This window comes from Psychrobacter alimentarius (assembly GCF_001606025.1).
Lineage (GTDB): Bacteria > Pseudomonadota > Gammaproteobacteria > Pseudomonadales > Moraxellaceae > Psychrobacter > Psychrobacter alimentarius.
Map to the genome: position 1 here is coordinate 945,393 of NZ_CP014945.1, position 21,531 is coordinate 966,923.

Annotated in this window: 17 protein-coding genes and 1 tRNA gene; 14 read left to right on the top strand and 4 right to left on the bottom strand. The window is 43.1% G+C overall.

The features are described from left to right. Positions 1-35: 35 nt before the first annotated feature. From A3K91_RS04055 to A3K91_RS04065, 3 genes are all read right to left on the bottom strand, one after another. A tRNA-Leu gene (locus A3K91_RS04055) sits at positions 36-120 on the bottom strand. A gap of 240 nt (positions 121-360) precedes the next feature. Then, positions 361-2,199: a sigma 54-interacting transcriptional regulator gene (locus A3K91_RS04060; RefSeq protein WP_084387254.1), complete on the bottom strand. Its 1,839-nt coding sequence runs from the start codon at positions 2,197-2,199 to the stop codon at positions 361-363. Between the two features lie 95 nt (positions 2,200-2,294). Further along, positions 2,295-3,656 carry a two-component system sensor histidine kinase NtrB gene (locus A3K91_RS04065; RefSeq protein WP_062844108.1) on the bottom strand — a complete coding sequence of 454 codons (1,362 nt, stop codon included), beginning with the start codon at positions 3,654-3,656 and terminating at the stop codon, positions 2,295-2,297. 148 nt (positions 3,657-3,804) lie between these two features. Here A3K91_RS04065 and rimO point away from each other — a divergent pair, with 148 nt between their 5' ends. The 13 genes from rimO (at position 3,805) to A3K91_RS13930 (ending at position 19,111) form a co-directional block, all read left to right on the top strand. Then, positions 3,805-5,391 carry a 30S ribosomal protein S12 methylthiotransferase RimO gene (rimO, locus tag A3K91_RS04070; protein WP_062844109.1) on the top strand — a complete coding sequence of 529 codons (1,587 nt, stop codon included), beginning with the start codon at positions 3,805-3,807 and terminating at the stop codon, positions 5,389-5,391. Between the two features lie 164 nt (positions 5,392-5,555). Next, positions 5,556-6,281: a UMP kinase gene (gene pyrH, locus A3K91_RS04075; RefSeq protein ID WP_062844110.1), complete on the top strand. Its 726-nt coding sequence runs from the start codon at positions 5,556-5,558 to the stop codon at positions 6,279-6,281. Positions 6,282-6,377: 96 nt separating this feature from the next. Next, positions 6,378-6,932 carry a ribosome recycling factor gene (gene frr / locus A3K91_RS04080; protein WP_062844111.1) on the top strand — a complete coding sequence of 185 codons (555 nt, stop codon included), beginning with the start codon at positions 6,378-6,380 and terminating at the stop codon, positions 6,930-6,932. 319 nt (positions 6,933-7,251) lie between these two features. Next, on the top strand, positions 7,252-8,010 hold the full coding sequence (gene uppS, locus A3K91_RS04085) for a polyprenyl diphosphate synthase (protein WP_062844112.1): 759 nt from the start codon (positions 7,252-7,254) through the stop codon (positions 8,008-8,010). A gap of 238 nt (positions 8,011-8,248) precedes the next feature. Beyond that, positions 8,249-9,058: a phosphatidate cytidylyltransferase gene (locus A3K91_RS04090; protein WP_062844113.1), complete on the top strand. Its 810-nt coding sequence runs from the start codon at positions 8,249-8,251 to the stop codon at positions 9,056-9,058. 99 nt (positions 9,059-9,157) lie between these two features. Beyond that, positions 9,158-10,360: a 1-deoxy-D-xylulose-5-phosphate reductoisomerase gene (gene ispC, locus A3K91_RS04095; protein ID WP_062844114.1), complete on the top strand. Its 1,203-nt coding sequence runs from the start codon at positions 9,158-9,160 to the stop codon at positions 10,358-10,360. 33 nt (positions 10,361-10,393) lie between these two features. Next, entirely contained in the window at positions 10,394-11,770 is a 1,377-nt protein-coding gene (gene rseP, locus A3K91_RS04100; protein WP_062844115.1) for an RIP metalloprotease RseP, read from the top strand. A 261-nt stretch (positions 11,771-12,031) separates the two neighbouring features. Next, a complete protein-coding gene (bamA, locus tag A3K91_RS04105) occupies positions 12,032-14,452 on the top strand; it encodes an outer membrane protein assembly factor BamA (RefSeq protein ID WP_062844116.1) in 2,421 nt (806 codons plus the stop codon). A gap of 140 nt (positions 14,453-14,592) precedes the next feature. After that, positions 14,593-15,609, top strand: coding sequence for a UDP-3-O-(3-hydroxymyristoyl)glucosamine N-acyltransferase (lpxD, locus tag A3K91_RS04110; protein WP_062844117.1), 1,017 nt, complete (start codon positions 14,593-14,595; stop codon positions 15,607-15,609). Positions 15,610-15,661: 52 nt separating this feature from the next. Continuing rightward, positions 15,662-16,171: a 3-hydroxyacyl-ACP dehydratase FabZ gene (fabZ, locus tag A3K91_RS04115; RefSeq protein WP_062844118.1), complete on the top strand. Its 510-nt coding sequence runs from the start codon at positions 15,662-15,664 to the stop codon at positions 16,169-16,171. Between the two features lie 183 nt (positions 16,172-16,354). After that, positions 16,355-17,134, top strand: a complete 780-nt coding sequence (gene lpxA, locus A3K91_RS04120; RefSeq protein ID WP_062844119.1) for an acyl-ACP--UDP-N-acetylglucosamine O-acyltransferase — start codon at positions 16,355-16,357, stop codon at positions 17,132-17,134. Positions 17,135-17,421: 287 nt separating this feature from the next. Next, a complete protein-coding gene (locus A3K91_RS04125; protein WP_062844120.1) occupies positions 17,422-18,939 on the top strand; it encodes a sodium-dependent transporter in 1,518 nt (505 codons plus the stop codon). 40 nt (positions 18,940-18,979) lie between these two features. Then, positions 18,980-19,111: a methionine/alanine import family NSS transporter small subunit gene (locus A3K91_RS13930; protein WP_021815034.1), complete on the top strand. Its 132-nt coding sequence runs from the start codon at positions 18,980-18,982 to the stop codon at positions 19,109-19,111. Between the two features lie 130 nt (positions 19,112-19,241). On the opposite strand, the gene tgt is transcribed toward A3K91_RS13930, so the two are convergent. Further along, the gene (tgt, locus tag A3K91_RS04130) at positions 19,242-20,393 is read right to left on the bottom strand and encodes a tRNA guanosine(34) transglycosylase Tgt (protein WP_062844121.1); all 1,152 of its coding nucleotides are present in this window, start codon (positions 20,391-20,393) and stop codon (positions 19,242-19,244) included. Positions 20,394-20,748: 355 nt separating this feature from the next. Here tgt and A3K91_RS04135 point away from each other — a divergent pair, with 355 nt between their 5' ends. Further along, complete coding sequence (locus A3K91_RS04135) at positions 20,749-21,396, top strand: SOUL family heme-binding protein (protein ID WP_062844122.1); 648 nt, start codon at positions 20,749-20,751, stop codon at positions 21,394-21,396. The last annotated feature ends 135 nt before the right edge of the window (positions 21,397-21,531 follow it).

Below are 21,531 nucleotides of genomic sequence, written 5' to 3' on the forward strand. Positions count from 1 at the left end.
CTTTAATATTTGGTCTAAGATGTACTATCCGAAAATGGTGGGGCTGGAGAGACTCGAACTCTCACACCTTGCGGCGCCAGAACCTAAATCTGGTGCGTCTACCAATTCCGCCACAGCCCCATTTTCGTTACTCTATCATCAAAAGCGGTTAAATTCAAACGCTATCTAGACAGTTAACTGATTCGGTAGTGCGTCTCAGTGGTTGGCTATTATATAGAGTTTGAATTTTTGGTCAACCCCTATTTTCGATTATTTTTAATTATTTGACGAATATTTTTCAAAAATTTTATAAATAATTGATAATAAAAACATTTTTGTTTGAAGGTTTTGCTGCTTAAATACCTATATATTTGGTTTTTTCTATGACGGAATATCTAATTGCTGTAATTTGCGTGTCAGCGTATTGCGTCCCCAGCCAAGTAGGTTAGCAGCGGCTATCTTTTTACCGCCACTATGTTTAAGAGCTGCCGTCAGTAGGATGCGTTCAAATTCAGGCGTTGCCGTTTGCAAAATATCAGTTTCGCCTTCTTGTAGTGATTGCTCAGCCCAAATAGCCAGTGCTTGCTGCCAGTTCTGGCTCTCAAATCCCTCATGCAGAATATCAGCTCCAGCATAGTGGTGCTGGTCTTGTATGGTTTCTTGTGCAGAGGCAGACGGTTGCCTTAGTTGAGGCTTCACTGGGCTATGCTCAAGCAGTTCTGGCGGCAAATCATCAACCATGACTGTGTCACCAGTTGCCATGACGGTGAGCCACAAGCAAACGTTTTCAAGTTGGCGCACATTACCGCGCCATTCAAAAGACTGCATTATCTGCATCGTTGCAGGATGCAACTGCTTTGGAGTCGTATTCATCTGCTCAGCCGCGCGCTGCATAAAATAAATGGCTAGGGCAAGGATGTCTTCGCGCCGTGTGCGCAGAGGCGGTAGTGGCAGGCGAATGACGTTTAGGCGATAAAAAAGATCCTCACGAAATCGACCCAGTTTGACCAATTCTTCTAGATTTTGATGGGTAGCAGCGATGATGCGCACATCTACTTTGACCGGCTGCTGTCCGCCCACTCGATAAAACTCTCCGTTGGCCAATACTCGTAGTAGACGCGTTTGCGTGCTAAACGGCATATCTCCAATTTCATCTAAAAACAACGTCCCTCCATTTGCTTGCTCAAAACGACCTTGGCGCGTTGTGGTGGCTCCTGTAAACGCCCCTTTTTCATGACCGAATAACTCTGACTCAATCAGATCATGCGGAATGGCTGCCATATTAAGAGCGATAAAAGGTTGTTGTTTACGAGGTGAATGCTGATGCAAGGCACTGGCAACCAATTCTTTACCTGTCCCTGACTCTCCTGTAATTAAGACGGTAATGGGTGAGTGCGCCAGTCTACCAATGGCACGAAACACGGTTTGCATGGCTTGTGATTGCCCAATAATTCCGCTGGGGTTACTCTGCGCCTGAGGTTGGGCTTGGGGTGCGAGTTGAGTATCAGTTTTTATCTCAGGTTCACTATGTGCAGATGGATGCATTTTACTCACAGGACGAGTGATGCTGATAGGTTTCGTTGCTGCCTCTGATACGGCTGCTTTATTGGATGCACTATCAGGAGTGACATCGATATCAGATCCAGTGACATTGGGACTCGTCGCCCTGTTAGGCTGATAGTTGATGGCTTTATAAATCGTTGCGACTGCATCATCTAAGTCAAATGGCTTAGGAAGGTATTCAAATGCGCCTGTCTGATAGCTGTTGATTGCAGAAGTTAGGTCTGAATGCGCTGTCATAATGACGATGGGAAGCTTGGGAAAGTTCCGGTGTACCCAATCACTAAATGACAAGCCATCCATCATCGGCATGCGGATATCTGTCAATATCACGTCTGGCAATGGCTCGGCTGACTCTGGCTGCTGCAAGATATCATTAAGGCGTGTCCACGCTGCTTGCGCTTGTGTAAAGCTAATAACCGTCAATCCTGCGTCTTCAAAAGTATCCGCCAATATCAAACGTAGGGCAGCATCATCGTCAATAAGCCATAAAGTGGCAGAGTGATTGTCTGCATGGTTGTTGACAGTGACTTTTGCAGTTTGGTCATTGACCCTTTGAGTATTTAACACTTGATTGTCTGGAGCTTGCCGATCAAAAGTCTGATCTTTCGGTGAGTAGTTATCGCTTTTAGGGTTACGCGTGTTGTTATAGTCAGTCATGTATCAGGCCTAATGAGCAATGAGTTGATTCAGGTTTATGATTGAGTGGTGAGACAATGATTTAAGCTTTAATGCCATTTACGTTTTAACTGTATTTACGTCTCAACGATTGGTTGATTAAACGGTAGATAAAGCGTAAAGCGGGTTTGGCCTTGGCTATTATTGAGACGGCTATGAGAATTTTTTGCTTGTGTGGAGCTGACATCAATCATACCATGATGATGGCTAATAATATCTTGCACAATGGACAATCCAAGTCCAGTCCCTGCTGCTCGGCTGGTCACCATTGGAAAAAATATTTGTCCGATGAGCGCAGGATCAATCCCTGAGCCATTATCGGTGATGTTAACTTGTAGTACTTGTTTATGCTGCTGCCCACTGATGGTGTGTTGAAACGCCACGCGGGTTTGAATATGCAACGTCGGTTGGTAGTCACCATTGCTATCTTTATGCGCCTGTGAAGTCGCAGATTGAGCATCGGACAACTCTTTTTGCTGCAACGTTTGGGCAAACTCTGTCATAGATTCGCAAGCATTATTAATCAAATTTAAGAATACTTGAATCAGCTGGTCTTTATCTGCCTGCAACTCTGGTAATGATAAGTCGTAATCACGCTGTAATGTGACTTCTGGATATTGATTAAGCACCAAGGTTATGACGTGTTCCAATGGCTCATGGATATTCAGCACTTGCCAATTGGGCAGCTGATTCGAGCCAAGAAATTGCCCAATAAGATGGGTCAAACGATCCGTTTCCGAAATGATGATATCAGTATAATTACGGAGTTTTTCCGCGGTTTTTTGCAAATTGTGATTGGGGGTCAATACGGGCGTCGACTGATCAGCAGTATCAGATGATTGAGAACTGAAAGTAGCAGTATCACTAAAGGTGATGAATTTTCGCTGTAGTAATTGCGCCGCCCCGCGAATACCAGCAAGGGGATTTTTGATTTCATGTGCAACCGAGCGTAGCATATTTCGAGCGACGCTATATTGTTGCTGCTGGCGTTGTTCTTCTGAGATACGGCTTTGACGATCCTTGCCCCACATCTCAATGATAAAATAATGCTGTTGTTCATAAATCACAGGCGTCACGCTGTAGTCGACTGACAATGACAAATTACCATTTAAAGAAGTATTGATAATGTGATCGTGATCGATAAAGGGTTGCTGATAGTGCTTGGCCTGCGTAAAACGCTCGGTCAAAGAGCAAGTGGGTTCAGCTTCTTTATCTTCAATTGACGTATGATCTTTTGACGTTGAGTTCTCTGTGACCAGTAATGTTAATATGGACTGATTGAGCAATCTGCCACTACTGATCGCAAGCAATTGTTCAGCTTGCGCATTCAACCAAATAATAGACAGTGCGTCATTGACCCATAAAATAGACGTAAACAAATGCTGTGATAAAAACGCTAAGTCAGGTGTCAGTTTTGTCGGGGTCAAATGACTTGTCATAGATAATGCCTAATAAAATGATGCATAAGTGAAAAAGTGCTTGATATAATATTTAACCACAAATCAACAGTATAGAGCGGCAAAACTGGCGGTTTTTGTAAAAAAAACGTACAATGCGCACAGCCAATTATCTCTAGCAAGGTCAGCCATGTCCAAAACTTCTACCGAGTCGGTAAATACGACTACGATCACCTCACCGTCAGCGTCTACTGCTCCTAATAATACAGCCACTATATTTAATCCTGCTAAGCCCGCAATGGCAAAAGAGCGAGGATTGTCAGACAGTAGCCAGCCTTACCACCATAAAGCCAATCACAATCAAAACCGTAGTATCGTGCAAAGCAGTGATGCTGCTTCAACGGCAGCAACTTCTACTGCGCCAGTGAGCGCAGCACCAAAGATTGGGTTTGTATCGCTAGGTTGCCCAAAGGCACTAGTAGACAGTGAGCGCATTATTACGGAACTTAGCCGTGATGGTTACCAAGTCGCAAGCGACTATGACGGTGCAGATTTAGTCGTGGTCAATACTTGTGGCTTTATCGAGTCAGCAGTACAAGAGTCACTTGACGCCATTGGTGAAGCCATTAGCAAAAACGGTAAAGTCATCGTTACAGGCTGTCTTGGCAAAGAAGCGGAAAAAATCCGCGAAATGCATCCAGCGGTGCTCGCTGTGACAGGTGCTCATGCTTATGATGAAGTGATTACCGCAGTGGCGCAGCATGTGCCTAGACCCAATCGTAATATGGATACCAACTACGATCCAAAAATAGATTTGATCAATGAGGCAGGCATAAAGTTGACGCCAAGTCATTACGCCTACCTAAAAATCTCTGAAGGATGTAATCACCGTTGTACTTTCTGTATCATTCCAAGTTTACGTGGTGATTTGGTCTCGCGTCCGATCGACAATGTCATGAATGAGGCGATGGCACTGAAAAAGGCGGGCGTGAAAGAATTGTTGATTATTTCACAAGATACCTCTGCCTATGGTCTCGACTTAAAGTATAAGACCAGCTTTTGGAATGGTATGCCCCTAAAATCTAAGTTTTATGACTTGTGCCAAGCATTAAACGACTTAGGGATTTGGGTGCGCCTGCATTACGTCTATCCTTATCCCCACGTAGACAAAGTCGTCGAGCTGATGGGCGAAAAAAAGCTGTTGCCGTATTTGGATATTCCTTTCCAGCATGCGAGCCACAGTATTCTAAAAGCCATGAAGCGCCCTGCACATAGCGAAAACACGTTGGCACGCATCAAAGCATGGCGTGAGATTTGCCCAGATATCGTGATTCGTTCAACCTTTGTTGTCGGCTTCCCTGGTGAAACAGAAGAAGATTTTCAGTGTTTGCTCGATTGGCTAGTTGAAGCGCGCCTTGATCGCGTTGGGGCATTTACGTATTCGGAAGTTGAAGGCGCGGTCGCCAACGATTTGCCAAATCATGTACCTGAGGACGTTAAGCAATCTCGTTATGAGCGCTTAATGGCACTACAGCAAGAGATATCGGCACAAAAGCTACAAGAAAAAGTTGGCAAGACCTTGATGGTATTGGTTGACGAGATTGATAGCGACGAAAATATCGCGATTTGTCGCAGTTACGCTGATGCGCCAGAGATTGATGGCCATGTCTATGTTGACGAAATTACCGATCAGGTAAAAGTGGGTCAATTCTTAACGGTCACTATTGATGATGCAAGCGAATATGACTTATTTGCCAGTTATCAAGGTGAACACTGACTATAATATGCGAGTGAAAATTGCCCAAGAGCGGGCAGTTTTTGCTACAATTAGCGCAATTTAGCCTGCTTCATACGCCGTCAGCCTGTATGGCGCTGCAGGCAGACGCTATTTGTATTTTACCCATGATTGTAATTATAATTTAATACTAACAAGGTGACCTCATGTCTGACAAAAATCCACGTTACTCCCGTATCTTGTTGAAACTCTCTGGTGAAGCTTTGGCCGGCAGTAAAGACATGGGTATTGATACCGAAGTACTTGATAAAATGAGTTTGTCTATTGCCCACTTGCGCGGCCTTGGCGTGCAAGTCGGTATCGTCGTTGGTGGTGGTAACTTATATCGCGGTGCGCAGTTGCAAAAAGAAGGCTTGGTTGGCCGTGTCACAGGTGATCAGATGGGTATGCTGGCGACAGTCATGAACGGACTTGCCATGCGTGATGCGCTTGAGCGCCGCAATATCAAGACGCGTTTGATGTCAGCACTGCCAATTGGTGAGGTGACAGAAAGCTATAGCAGTCGTAATGCGATTCGCTACCTCAAAAACGGCGAAGTTTGCATTTTTGTGGCAGGCACAGGCAACCCGTTTTTTACCACTGATACCGCCGCTTGCTTGCGCGGCATCGAAATTGAAGCGGGTCTTATTTTAAAAGCCACCAAAGTAGATGGCGTTTATGACAAAGACCCAAGCCTACATGCTGATGCCAAAAAATACGATGGCTTAACGTTCGATGAAGTGTTAGAGCAAAAACTGGGCGTGATGGATTTAACTGCCATTGCATTATGCCGTGAGCACAATGTACCTCTACAAGTTTTTGATATGAATAAGCCCAATGCTTTATTGAATGTCATTATGGGCGAAAATGAAGGAACGCGCGTTTATCATTAATACGAGCGACGACTCTTGTTGTAGTAAATACCCTAATAACTTTTTATAACTAACAATAATGAATGATTTGTCGGTAGCGATAAATAAGGATACATAATGATTAAAGAGATTAAGCAAGACGGCGAAGCGCGCATGCAAAAAACGCTAGAAGCGCTTGAGAGCACCTTTAGTAAAGTACGTACTGGCCGTGCACATCCAGGCATGTTATCTGGTGTAATGGTCAGTTACTATGGCTCACCTACGCCATTGAACCAAGTTGCTAGCGTAAACGTAGAAGATTCGCGCACGCTATTGGTTCAGCCATTTGACCGTACTATGGTACAAGCGGTAGACAAAGCCATTCGTGAAGCAGATCTGGGTTTGAATCCAATGACTGCTGACGTAATTCGTGTGCCAATGCCAGCGTTGACAGAAGACACGCGCCGCGACATGCAAAAACTTGCCCGCGGGGAAGCTGAGAGCAGCCGCGTTTCTATTCGTAATATTCGCCGTGATATGATGAATGACATCAAAGAATTGGCGAAAGAAAAAGAAATCTCAGAAGACGACGAGCGCCGCGCCAGTGATGATATTCAGAAAATTACTGACAAGTATATCGACACTATCGATAGCCGTCTGAGCAAAAAAGAAAGTGATTTGATGGAAGTCTAAAAACGGGTCAGCCTATTATTTATGGCATAACCAGTTGAGTTGTATTTTGACAGTTTAAGCAGCCAATGTGCGAGTGCTATTGGCTGCTTATTATTATGTCGATTGGCAGGATGTTTTTATAGCAATATGGTTTTTTGGTCTTACTCAGCGCATGAGCATATGTGTTTTTGAATACTTGGCCCATCATATCTTATCGATAATAAATGTATATGGTCTGATAATGCATTTATGATAAGTTCATGAATTGTCTGTATGACGCTTTTTAACTGCGCAAGTCCACGTTATTATTATCTCACCTTAACAATAAGCAAGTTTTCCTATGTCCACTTCAGTTTTTTTGGCTCCTGACATTCTTCCACGCCATATCGCCATTATCATGGATGGTAATAATCGTTATGGGAAAGCCAATGACTTGGCAAAGGGGCAAGGACATGTGGCTGGCAAAGATGCCTTAGATCCTATTGTTGAGTATTGTGTCGAAACAGGTATTGAGGTATTGACCGTATTTGCCTTTTCTAGTGAAAACTGGCAGCGCCCGCCTAGCGAGGTGGCGTTACTCATGCAACTCTTATCATCAACCATCTATGAGCAAATACCGCGTATGAATGAGTACCGTATTCGCTTGCGTTTTATTGGTGATCGCAGCCAGCTCAGCGACAGTTTGCAAGCATTGATGGCGGACGCGGAAGAAAAAACAGCAGATTTTGAAGCCATGACCTTGGTCATTGCCATCAGCTATGGTGGACAGTGGGATATTGCAAATGCTGCAAAACAGTTAGCCCAGCAAGTCCAAACAGGACAATTGCAGGCGGAAGAAGTGAGCAAAGAGCTGCTGGGTGAGTACGTGCAGTTGGCAGATGCGCCAGCAGTAGACATGTTGATACGTACAGGCGGTGAGTATCGAATCTCCAATTTTTTATTGTGGCAATCTGCTTATGCAGAGCTGTTTTTTACTCAAACGTTGTGGCCAAATTTTGGTGCGGAGGAGCTGTCTACTATGGTAACCGAATTCGCTCAGCGTCAACGCCGCTTTGGTAAAACCAGCGAACAAATAGTGATAGAGCAGCAGTCTCGTTAATGTGGTGACGGTTTTGAGGATTTCTAAGTGCTTTTATAAGTAAGTACTTTTATAAATAAGCATCTTACAAATAAGTCTTTTACAAAGCCAATATGCTACTAGTAGTTAATAAGCTGTGTTTGTGAAATAATCAATACTCTCATTAGGGTCAATTGCTATTAAAAGATGATTATAGATTGACAGCTATATAAAGCACTTTTTGTTCATGCGTTTTTTATTATTATAAGGCTCAATAAGTATGTGGCAACGAATTAAAACGGCAATTATTCTCGTTATTATCGTTGGTATTGCAATGTTTGCGAGCCAAACTCCTATTTTATTTGCGCCGCTATTAGCAATTGGCGTCATTATCGCCGCTCACGAGTGGACAAAGCTGATGCCAGCGTGGCGTCAGCCGCCAGTTTTTGTATTGTTGGTACTGATACTGACATCGGTATCTTTGCTTTTTAAAGTGACTTGGTTGTTTTGGTGGATTGCTGCAATCGCGATATGGCTAATGGCCCTGTCTTGGGTAAATGCCTTTCCGACACATACCAATTGGTATGGCAAAAAGCTGGCATTAATGGGCGCTGTAATATTGACGGCGTCCATCACAGCCATGTTTTACTTATGGCAGTTGTCAGCATGGTGGCTGTTATACGTGTTTTTATTGGTATGGTGTGCTGATAGTGGTGCGTATTTTGTTGGACGTAAGTTTGGCCGCCGAAAAATGGCCCCAAATGTCTCACCCAATAAAAGTATGGAAGGCCTTGCAGGCGGTCTAGTAACAGGTTTGTTAGTCGTTGTCGCCATTAGTATTTTTAAGCTGCATCTGACAGGTGTGCCTTTGGTTGCTTTTGTGCTACTGTCGGCGCTAACCATTCTGGCCTCAGTGCTTGGCGATCTGTTTGAGTCAATGCTTAAGCGTCGTGCGAAAGTAAAAGATTCAGGAACCATACTACCTGGGCATGGCGGTGTGCTTGATCGCATCGATTCGTTATTGTCTGCTACCCCAATATTTGCGCTTGGTTTTTGGGTGATACAATATTTCGGTTTGATGGTTGTGTAACGCTAAAAAATCCTTATATTAGTCTGTTTTATTTTTACTGTATCACTTACATTCGTACTCTTTATATTCTTTACTTTATATATATAGGCACCATTGGTTATGACGCAACGCATCGCCGTATTAGGCGCGACAGGTTCGATTGGCGATAGTACGCTAGCAATCTTAGCCGCGCAGCCACAGCATTATGAGGTCTATGCGTTATCAGGTCATCACCGTTTAGACAAATTATTTACGCTCTGCCAGCAGTTTTTACCAAAGCGTGTCAGTGTACCTCTGACAGCGGTGGATGATTTTGCCAATCGTCTCAGTATGGCAGGCTTAAACATCGATGTGGTAGGCGGTGAAGAGGGGCTGGTAGATATTGCCAAAGACTCCCAGACCGATACAGTGGTAGCAGCCATTGTGGGTGCAGCAGGCCTTCCTTCTACCTTGGCTGCTGCCCGTGCAGGCAAACGTATCTTGCTGGCCAACAAAGAAGCTTTGGTTATGGCAGGTCAAATGATGATCGACGCGGTCAAAGCAAATAATGCGACTTTGCTACCACTCGATTCTGAACACAATGCTATTTTCCAATGTTTGCCGCTTGCTATTCAACAAGACAATACCCAAATTCATCAAAAAGACCATGGGGTACGCAAGCTTTGGCTAACGGCATCTGGCGGGCCATTTTTGCAGCAATCATTTGAGCAAATGCAACAGGCGAGCGTTGCTGAAGCTGTCAAACACCCAAACTGGTCAATGGGTCAAAAGATATCGGTTGATTCTGCTACGATGATGAATAAAGGCTTGGAGTTGATTGAGGCGTGTCATCTATTCAATCTGCCTGAAGATAAGATAAATGTGGTGATTCATCCACAAAGTATCATTCACTCAATGGTAGAATATAGCGATGGTAGCTTCTTAGCCCAGCTTGGCAGTCCAGACATGAAGACGCCAATCGCGCATGCGCTCAGCTATCCCAAGCGTATGGATAGCGGCTCGCAGCCATTAGATTTGTATGCGCTTAGTGGATTAGAGTTTATTGAACCTGACTTACAAAAATTCGCCTGTTTGCGCCTTGCACGCCAAGCCATGCAAGCAGGAACACACGCAACGATTGTACTGAATGCGGCCAATGAGATAGCAGTGGCTGCATTTTTAAATGGACAAATTCGCTTAACAGATATTGCTGATATCAATGAGCAAGCCCTAACTAACACTCAAGTGCCATTATTAAATGATAGTGCTGACATAGAAGACATATTGGCAATTGATAAAATAACGCGTCATCATACCGATAGACTTATCAAGAGTCTGACATAATCATCTCATGAGCCATTTAACAGAGAAAAGAGCATGACATTTTTATTAACGCTACTAGCGGCAATATTTGTCTTGGGCCCACTTATTGCTTTACATGAGTGGGGTCACTATATCGTGGCGCGTCTTTGCGGTGTAAAGGTGCTGACGTATTCTATCGGCTTTGGACCCAAGCTCTTTGGTTGGACCAGTAAGAAAAGTGGCATTGATTATCGTATCTCAGCACTACCACTTGGTGGCTATGTCAAAATGCTTGATGAGCGTGAAGGGAATGTCGCAGAACATGAGCAGCATTTGGCTTTTAATCGCCAGCATCCGCTAAAAAAAATTGCGATTACTGCAGCGGGTCCTCTCATGAACTTTATCATTGCAATCGCGCTTTTTTGGGTGTTATTTATGACGCCATCAGAGCAGCTTGCGACGAGAATTGGACAAGTCTTACCTGATACACCCGCTGCCATCGCACAGCTTCCCGTTGGTGATAAAATTGTCGCCATTGATGGCCATGAAGTGCAGACATGGGAAGGTATTAACTATCGTCTCGCAGATCGTATGGGTGAGACAGACAAGGTGAGTGTTACTTTGCAGTCAGACGCACAAGTCGATAGCCCGACCAAAACATATCAAGCGCCCGTACAAAAGTTTATGCAAGGTGCAGCACAAGGTAAAGATGCCTTGAGCAGCTTTGGTATGTTACCGTGGCAACCCAATATCGCACCAATCGTTGGTAACTTGACGCCCGACGGCGCTGCTAGTCGTCAAGGTTTGCAAAAAGGTGATCGCATTACAGCTATCAATGATGAACCAATCAAAGACTGGATTAGTGCGACTCGTATTATTCGTGATAGTCCAGAGAAGTTGCTTAATTTCACGGTATTGCGTGATGATAAGTCGGTTCAATTACAGATTATGCCGCAAGGTAAAAAAGACAATTTAGGTAACGATTATGGGCAGATTGGTGCTATGGTGGAGCAATCTGAGATTGTTATTCCTGATGCTTATAAGACGACCGTGGTATACGGTCCTGGTGAGTCACTGATCAAGTCTTTTGAAAAGACTGAGCAATTGGCTGTCATGACAGTAAGCTCGATGGGTAAAATGCTGTCAGGTATGATTGGGTTAGACAACTTATCAGGCCCAATTACCATTGCCAAAGTCGCCAAACAAAGCTTTGATATTAGTTGGGAGATGGTGTTATCCACCGCAGCCTTGATCAGTTTGAGCCTTGCTGTATTGAATCTTTTACCCATTCCGGTATTAGATGGCGGTCATATTGTCTATCATTTTATTGAGCTGATACGCGGTAAGCCACTTTCAGAAGGGGTACAAATGGTAGGATTAAATATTGGCTTACTCTTGCTGGCAGGTTTCATGGTGTTAGCAATTGGTAATGATATCAGTCGTCTGTTTTAAACAATTATTCTTCTATACCCTTGATCAGAGGAGATATAATAATGGCTTTACCTCAATTGTGTTGTCATTATTCATGTGACAGGTAAGTGGCTTTATATCAGGACCTCTGTACTAATCGTAATTTTTAGTTTATTTTGTGATGCATTTTATATAAAGTGTTCTGAGTCTCCCATGTATCGTTCGAATTTGACATGTGATGGACTGGACAACAGGCGCTTTTTAACTTAACTTAAGCAAGTTTTTTATTGACGGATAGTGTTTATGCGTACGCCTTTATTTATGAGCGCGGCAGGGTTGCCGTTAGTTGTAGCGATGATGAGCATGCCTGCACAGGCTGCCGAGTTTGTAGTAACTGACATCGGTTTTAATGGTCTGCAACGCTTAACCCCAGATAGCCTCTATCCGGTCCTACCCATTTCGGTAGGGGATACGGTTAATGACAGTAGTTTGGCGGCCAGTATTAAGGCGCTATATGCGACCGAAAACTTTGCCGATATTCAAAGCCGTGTGGAAGGGGGACAGCTACGATTTGACGTTGTTGAGCGTCCAACCATTGCTGAGGTAAATTTTGAAGGTAATAAGCTCATTCCAAAAGAAGGACTTCAGCAAGGTCTAGACAATGCTGGCCTGGCTACTGGTAAAGTGCTAAAACAAGCCACTTTGCAAGGCGTTGCTAATGAGCTGCAGCAGCAGTATATAAGCCAAGGTTATTACAACAGTAATATCGAGGTTGACCAAACCCTACTTGATGGCAATCGAGTGAAGCTTGATGTGCGCTTCATTGAAGGCAAGCCTGCTAAAGTGGTTGATATCAACGTCATTGGTAACAAGCACTTTAGTGACGAAGAAATCAAAGATGTCTTCGCCGTGAAAGAGTCTTCTTGGACACGTCTGCTGTCTAAATCTGATCGTTATGCGAAAGAAAAACTGGCAGCCAGTTTAGAAAATCTAAAGGCGCTGTATCAAAATGACGGTTACGTACGTTTTGCGGTAGACAATGCTGTCCTCAATATCAGTGAAGACAAAAAAAATGTCTTCATCGAAGTCAGTCTGAGTGAAGGCGAGCAGTACCAATTTGGTGAAACAAACTTCTTAGGCAAACCAACATTTGATACAAATGAGTTAAAAGGTTTGGTTACTTTTGCCCCTAATGAGAAGTACTCACAAGCCAAATTGGATGAGACGACCGCAGCACTTAAAAGTCGTTACGGTAACGAAGGCTATTACTTAGCTCAGGTCAGACCTGTGCCACGTATCAATGATGATACTAAAGTGGTTGATGTCGATTACTTTATCGATCCTGCGCGTCCGATTTATGTTCGCCGTATTAATTTCACAGGCAATATCAAAACTCAAGATGAAGTGCTGCGCCGTGAGATGCGTCAATTAGAAGGCGCGTTGGCGTCTAATGACAAAATACAATTGTCACGTACTCGTTTGATGCGCACAGGTTTCTTTAAAGCTGTCAATGTTGATGTAAAACCAGTACCTAACCAACCAGATCAAGTTGATGTTAGCTATACTGTTGAAGAACAACCTTCTGGCAGCTCGACGATTGCAGCTGGTTACTCACAAAGTGGTGGTGTCACATTCCAGTTGGATTTGACCCAAAATAACTTTATGGGTACAGGTAACCGTGTTAAAGCAGCGCTATCACGTTCAGAGACGCGTGACTCTTACAGCTTGGGCTATACCGACCCGTATTTCACCGAAAATGGTGTATCACAAGGTCTGAGTGCTTATTATCGTGAGACTAAATTCGATGATAGAAACGTCAGTAATTATGTGACTGATTCTTACGGCGCTACCTTGAATTATAGCTATCCTGTTGACGAGACCAAGCGTGTGAGCGCAGGTATCAATGTCGATAATACCTCAATACGTGGTGGTCGTTTCCTTGGTGTATCAAACGTACAGCAAATCATCGATGATGGCGGTTCATTTGAAGATTTCACAGGGGATTTTGAGGGACGTACTGGCTTCAAAAATGATTACCAGACCTACAACTTGTTACTAGGGTGGGATTATAGCACTTTAGATCGCCCTGTTTTCCCGACTAAAGGGATGAGTCATACGGTAGATGCAACGGTTGGCTTAGGTGATTCAAGTTATCAAAAGCTTATTTATCAAGGTAATGTGTACTATCCGATTTACAAAGATTGGGTTGCTCGCGGTTATACCAAGTTAGGTTATGGTAATGATTTGCCATTCTACGAAAACTTCTATGCTGGGGGTTATGGCTCAGTACGTGGTTATGAAGCCTCAACGCTTGGGCCAAAATCACAAACGTATTTTGATGCAATTAATGACCCCGCCAACCAAACTTTTTCAGCAGAAGAAGTTGGGGGTAACGCATTGGTTAGCTTCGGTAGTGAGCTGATTTTACCGATGCCGTTCAAAGGCGACTGGGCAGACCAAGTACGTCCAGTACTGTTTGCTGAAGGTGGTCAGGTATTTGATACAACTGATAAAGAAGATCGTACTTTTGTTAATCCTAATACAGGGGTTGATACCGAAGTACCGCTATTGACACAAGACAATAGCATGCGCTTTAGTGCTGGTGCAGGGGTGACTTGGTATACGCCAATTGGCCCGATTTCACTCAGCTATGCAGTGCCTATCGGTGATAAAGACGGCGATGAGACTGAAAAAGTTCAGTTCCAAATTGGTAATACTTTCTAATTTGCTATCCTTGTCTATGCTGGTTTGATAAACAATATAGAAAATTTAAAAGAGCGAAGCCTCAGTTAAATATAAATAGATCGCCAAGATGATTTTTCAGCTTGGCGATTGCCATATTCATAATAATATTAATAGCAACTATGATAACGATTGAGCAACTTATCACTCGAATTGAGCAGCGTCAGCCTATTATCAATAAAGCTGACATTGATGCTGAGCAATTACATCAAGAATTTGATAGTGTTGGTAGTTTAACCACTGCAACTCATAAACAATTGAGTTTTTTAGCAGATCCTAACTACATTTCGAGTTTAGCGAGTAGTCAAGCCGGTGCAGTATTAATTACTGCCGAATATTTTGACCAAGTGCCACAGACAGCAGTAGCGCTGGTCGTGGCGAATCCCTATTTAGCCTATGCTGGTGCCAGTCAGCTATTTGCTCGTGAGTCACTGTTTAATGGCATTCACCCGAGTGCGGTGATTTCTGAAAGCGCAGTGATTGGTGAGCAAGTCAATATTGGCGCTTTTTGCGTGATTGGCGACAATGTACACATTGGTGCACACAGCTCAATTGATGCTCATGTGGTGGTTGAAGCCAATACTGCGATCGGTCACAATTGTGTTATTAAGTCTCACGTGGTCATTGGGCACGATAGCGTTATTGGAAATCATGTAAGGATACACGCGAACGCAAGTATCGGATCCGAGGGGTTTGGCTTTGCACCTACTAGAGATCCTAGTACTATGGGCTGGGAGCGTATCGCTCAGCTAGGGCGAGTAGTAATTGGCGACCATGTGCGTATTGGTAGCCAAACTTGTATCGACCGCGGAGCTATCGACGATACAATCGTTGGCAGTTATGTGGTTATCGATAATTTGGTGCAAGTTGGTCATAACGTTCGTATTGGGGATGGTACCGCTATCGCTGCCAAAACGGGTATTGCTGGCAGTGTTATTATAGGCAAACGTTGTATTATTGGTGGGGATGTTGGTATTACTGGTCATATTGAGATTGTAGATGATGTTATTTTATCTGGCATGACAATGGTCACCAAATCGATTAAAAAGTCCGGTTCATATTCTTCTGGAACGGTTGCAATGCCGACGGCTGAGTGGCGACGTGCCGCAGTACGTTTCCGCAAGCTTGGTCGTGATTAGCAAAAACACAAATATGTCTTAAAGATTTAAAATACTGCAAGGAAATGCCATTATGAGCAGCACTGATACAGATAGTTCAATTGATAATAATGTGAAAAGTTTGGCTGAGCAAGGTCTCACGCTGCCATTAACTTATCACACTCTAAAGCATTACTTGCCGCATCGTTATCCTTTTTTATTGGTGGACAGAATTATTGATTGTACCCCTGGAGAAAGCATTACTGGTATTAAGAATGTGACGATCAACGAAGAGTTTTTTAATGGCCACTTCCCTGATGAGCCAATTATGCCAGGCGTATTGATGGTTGAGTCGATGGCTCAGGTATCGGGCGTGCTTGGATTTATCAGTGCAGGGCTGACATCAGAAGATGGGTATTTGTATCTGTTTGCAGGCGTGGATAAGGTTCGTTTTAAACGTCGAGTGATCCCTGGTGATCAACTGACCATTCGTGCCACATCAGTGATGCAAAAGCGTGGTATTTATAAGTTCGATTGTACCGTTCATGTTGAAGATGAGCTGGCGGCTAGCGCGCAAATAATGATTGCACGTCAAGAGCAATAGTACTTATTGCTACCTATCTACGATTGGCAACAGTGTCTAAAGAACCACATCAAAATAGATAATAGGCATCGTTATTTATTATGATGTTTTATAGTCATGATGCTTTTGTTTTAGCTCACCAAGCCAGACTTGTTATATTCGCTTTACTATTTATTCGCATAAAATGATACAAAGGGCCACATTATGAGTCAGATTCATCCAACAGCACTCATCTCACCATCCGCTCAAATCGATGAGACTGCTATCATTGGTCCGTATTGTATCGTCGGTGATGAGGTAACGATTGGTGCCCATACAGTTTTGCATCGACATGTGGTTGTGACCAAGCTAACTCGTATTGGCCAGCACAATCAGTTTTATCAATTTGCAAGTATTGGTGAAGACCCACAAGACCTGAAATATGCAGGTGAGCGCACATGGCTTGAGATTGGCGATCACAATACTATTCGCGAGGCTTGTAGCTTACACCGTGGTACAGCGCAAGACAGTGAGCTTACCAAAATCGGCAGTCATAATCTGTTGATGGTAAATACGCACGTGGCTCACGACTGTGTGATTGGCGATTATAATGTGCTGGCCAATAACGTTGGGGTGGCAGGGCATGTGACCATTGGCGACCATACCATTATTGGTGGTAATTCAGGTATTCATCAGTTCTGTACGGTTGATGATTATAGCTTAATTGGGGGCGCCAGTTTGATTCTGAAAGATGTTGCAGCCTTTACAATGGTATCAGGGAACCCTGCAAAAGCACACGGTCTTAATGTCGAAGGAATGCGTCGTAAAGATTGGTCACAGGATACCATCGACGTGTTGCGTCAAGCATACCGCACAATCTTTAGATCCGGTTTGACAACCGTTCAAGCACTTGAAGTTTTGAGCAACGAACTATTACCAAAAGAGCCAAAAATTCAATTACTGATCAACTCATTAGAAAAAAGCCGCCGCGGTGTTGTACGTTAAACAGGTAGTGGCTTTTTATTAAGAAATCTAGAGCGTATTACGGTTCTAATCAGCCAAAATATTATCAATCGCAGCTAAAATATCAAAAAGCCATAACCAAACGTTATGGCTTTTTATGTTTATAATTACTTGACTTTTTTAGTCGCTTAGCAGAAACTTCCTAATCATATACAGTTAGATTCTAGTAACGTATTTTAACCAATAGCTTGTGTAGTCTCTTTAAGTATCTGTCTTTAGCTGAGTTTGATAACTTAAAGGGAATTACTATTAAAATTTAGGAGTGTCATATGGCAGAGCAAAGGGAAAATTGGTCCAGTCGAACTGGATTTATTATAGCCGCTGTCGGTTCAGCTGTGGGATTAGGTAACATATGGCGTTTTCCATATGTTGCTTATGATAATGGTGGTGGGGCATTTATGGTGCCATACCTCATTGCGTTATTAACCGCAGGTATTCCATTGTTATTTTTAGATTATATTATAGGACATAAGTATCGCGCTGCAGCACCTCGTGCTTATAAGAAACTGGCGCCTTCTGGTCAGTTTGTGGGCTGGTGGCAAACGCTGGTCTCTTTTGTGATTGCGGTTTATTACGCAGCCGTCATTGTGTGGGCTGGCAGTTATATGTTTTTCTCGTTTGGCCAAAAGTGGGGCGAAGACACCACAAACTTTTTCGTCAGTGACTTTGTCAAGCATACTGGCGACTTAACCTCAGTATTTGTACCCCAAATGTTTGTAGGCTTGGTCATTGTCTGGGCTTTAGCCATATTGATTATGTTTGGTGGCATTCGTAAGGGTGTTGAACTTGCGAACAAAATTTGTTTGCCATTATTACTGGTATTATTTGGTGTTATGGTATTTAAGGCAATTACTCTACCAGGTGCGGTCATTGGTTTAAATGCCTTCTTTGAGCCAAATTGGGCGAGAATGAGTGATCCTAATGTTTGGTTAGCAGCTTATGGTCATGTGTTTTTCTCATTATCAGTAGGTTTTGGTATCATGGTCACTTACGCCTCATACCTACAGAAAAACACAAACCTAACAGGTGCAGGGCTAGTGGTCGGTTTTGCTAACTCTTCGTTTGAGCTTATGGCAGGTATTGGTATTTTTGCTGCAATTGGTTTTATGGCAATGTCGACAGGTCAAGACGTGTCTGAAGTGGCTAGTGGCGGTGTTGGATTGGCATTCTTCGTCTTCCCTAAAATCATCTCTACTATGGGTGCCAGTGGTGATTTTGTTGGTTTCTTATTCTTTGGCTCTTTAGTAGTGGCGGGTATTAGCTCATTAATCAGTATTCTTGAAGTACCTATCTCTGCTTTTCAAGGTAAGTTTGATTGGTCACGCAAAAAAGCAGTTGCTATCATATGCGGAGCATGTGCACTGATATCTATTTCTGCTTTCTCTACAGGTAGCTCACTAGTGCTAGTAGATGTGATAGATCATTTTGCAAATAACATCGGTATTGTTGCTGGTGGTTTGATGTCAATTGTTTTAGTTACTTGGTTTCATCGTAAGAAAATTCCAGGTTTATTGGCACATAGCAACCGTATTTCTAGTGTCAAGTTAGGCGGCGCTTGGATATTTATGTTGACCATTATTACTCCAGCTGTACTGACTATTGCTTTAGGTCTCAAGTTTATTGACTTAGTCAAAACACCTTATGAAGGTTACTCTTCAACGATTCTATTGCTGTTTGGTTGGGGCGTAGTCGTATTCTTTGGCTTAGGTGCATTCATATTAAGTCGTATGAAAGGTATCCATGATGAAGAAGATGATAAAGCTCGTGCCATTGATGATGCGCGCTAGACAGTTAGCAGATAGATTAACATTTCAATAGGAATTTATTATGAGCACTTCAGCTATTATTTTTATGATTATCTCAATGGTACTGATATGGGGTGGCTTGATTTCTGCCATCATACACCTGCGCAACAATCCTGATATTCCAATGGATCAAGTACCAGATGATAACTTTTAAAGTTTAGTCTACTAAAGACTTTAATGTCTTTAAGGCTTTGCATATTATAAAAAATGCCAATCAGTGAAAGCTGACTGGCATTTTTCTTATTAAATAGGCTGAATCAAGCAGTTATGTAGCTCTACTCATATCAACGAAGGTTTAATTCAGGAACGGTTTGACCACGTTTGCTATAAAACTCACTGACGAATGCATCAAAGTTATCTTGTTCGATGGCGTCTCTAATACCTTGCATTAGGCGTTGATAGTAGCGCAAATTGTGAATAGTCGCTAACTGTGCACCAAGCATCTCTTTACATTTATTCAGGTGGTAAAGATAAGCACGGCTAAAGTTCTGGCAGGTATAACAATCACATTCAGGGTCTAATGGGCCTTCGTCGTTACGGTATTGGCTGTTACGAATACGTACGACGCCCGCATTGTCCGTGTCGCCTGTGACAAAATAGTGACCATTACGCGCATTACGAGTTGGCATGACACAATCAAACATATCGACGCCTCGACGTACACCTTCAACCAAATCTTCAGGCTTACCAACACCCATCAGATAACGCGGCTTATCTGCTGGCATATCATCAGGAAGATAATCTAGGACATCTATCATCTCCTCTTTAGGCTCACCAACGGACAAACCACCGATGGCATAACCATCAAAGCCAATATCGAGCAGCCCTTCAAGTGATTGCTGACGCAAATCAGGATACATACTGCCTTGGACGATACCAAATAGTGCGTTAGTACTGCCCAGTCTTTTATGCTCATCAATACAGCGCTGTCCCCAGCGTAGTGATAGCTCTAGAGATTTTTTGGCTTCATCGTGAGTGGCTGGATATGGCGTACACTCGTCAAATTGCATCACAATATCAGAGTTTAAGCTGTACTGAATTTGCATAGATTTTTCTGGAGAGAGAAATACCTTGGCACCATCGATAGGGGATTTAAAATTGACCCCTTCTTCAGTGATTTTGCGCATTGCGCCAAGACTAAATACTTGGAAACCGCCTGAATCTGTCAAAATAGGCTTATCCCAATGCATAAACTTGTGAAGACCGCCAAATTTGTCGATCACTTCCGTGCCTGGACGCAACCATAAATGAAAGGTATTACCTAAAATGATATCGGCGCCAATCGCTTCGATATCACGTGGCAGCATGCCTTTGACCGTACCATAAGTACCAACAGGCATAAAAGCAGGCGTTTGCACGTCGCCATGATTGAGATGAACCGTACCACGGCGTGCACGCGTGTCGCCGCTGGCCGTTTTGTGTAAGACAAATTGCATATGATAACCGCTATCTAAGCTATGAAAATAGCGCCAATTATAGCACTACTGGCTATTTTTTTGGACATGGATATTTAGGGGTATGCGAGATACTGACGGTCAGGTTGACAGAAAATAAGGTGGAACTACAGTAAAACTTAATAGATGTTGTATACGTAGATGCTGAAAGCCACAAATTTCTTAAAATGATGCATCGTAGTACTAGTCGTATTAGATATCTAATGTACTTTAGTCGTAGCTATAGCTTCGCTATAACCAAAAGATACAGACACTACTATAGAGTCGTTGGTAAAGTAAAAAATGGGTGAGGGGTTAACAACCGTTAAAATGTACTGCTGTACGCTGGAGACATAATATGAATAGGGCACCTTACTTATTGCTGAGCGGTTTATTATTGATATCAGGAGAGACTATGGCTATTGAAGAGCCAAGCTATACGGTGTTGTCACAAGTGGAGGATTTTGAGTTGCGTCGTTATGATGAGCAGCTTGTGGCTCAGACATGGGTGAGTGGTGACCAAGATACTGCCAGTCGTCAGGGCTTTAAAATTCTGGCAGATTATATTTTTGGTAATAATACAGCACCAAGTGGAGAGAGTAGTAAAATAAGTATGACCGCACCTGTTACGATGCAGTCCGACAATCTAAATGAGCAAGCCTCACAAAAAATTGCCATGACTGCGCCAGTTAGTATGCAACAAAATGATGGGAAGTGGCGTGTACAATTCACAATGCCTAGCCAATATACGATGCAAACATTGCCAAAGCCGAACAATCCAGACGTCAAAATTGTACAAGTGCCTGCTCAGACATACGGTGTGATTAAGTTTTCAGGATTGGCAGGTAGCAAAAAAGTGGCGAAAAAAACAGAAACGTTAAAATCTTGGATGCAAACTCAAAAGCTAGTGATAACAGGGACACCGGAGTTGGCACGCTATAACCCACCTTGGACATTGCCTTTCATGCGTCGCAATGAAGTGATGATGGCTTATCAGCCCAAATAGTACACGTTAGTATTTTGGGTATTTGCTAAATGTATGTATATATAATTGACTCTTTTTCGATATTTTTAACTGAGATAGGCGACATAAAAAAAGACAGCTAACGCTGTCTTTTTTCGTATAAAACTTAAATGCCAT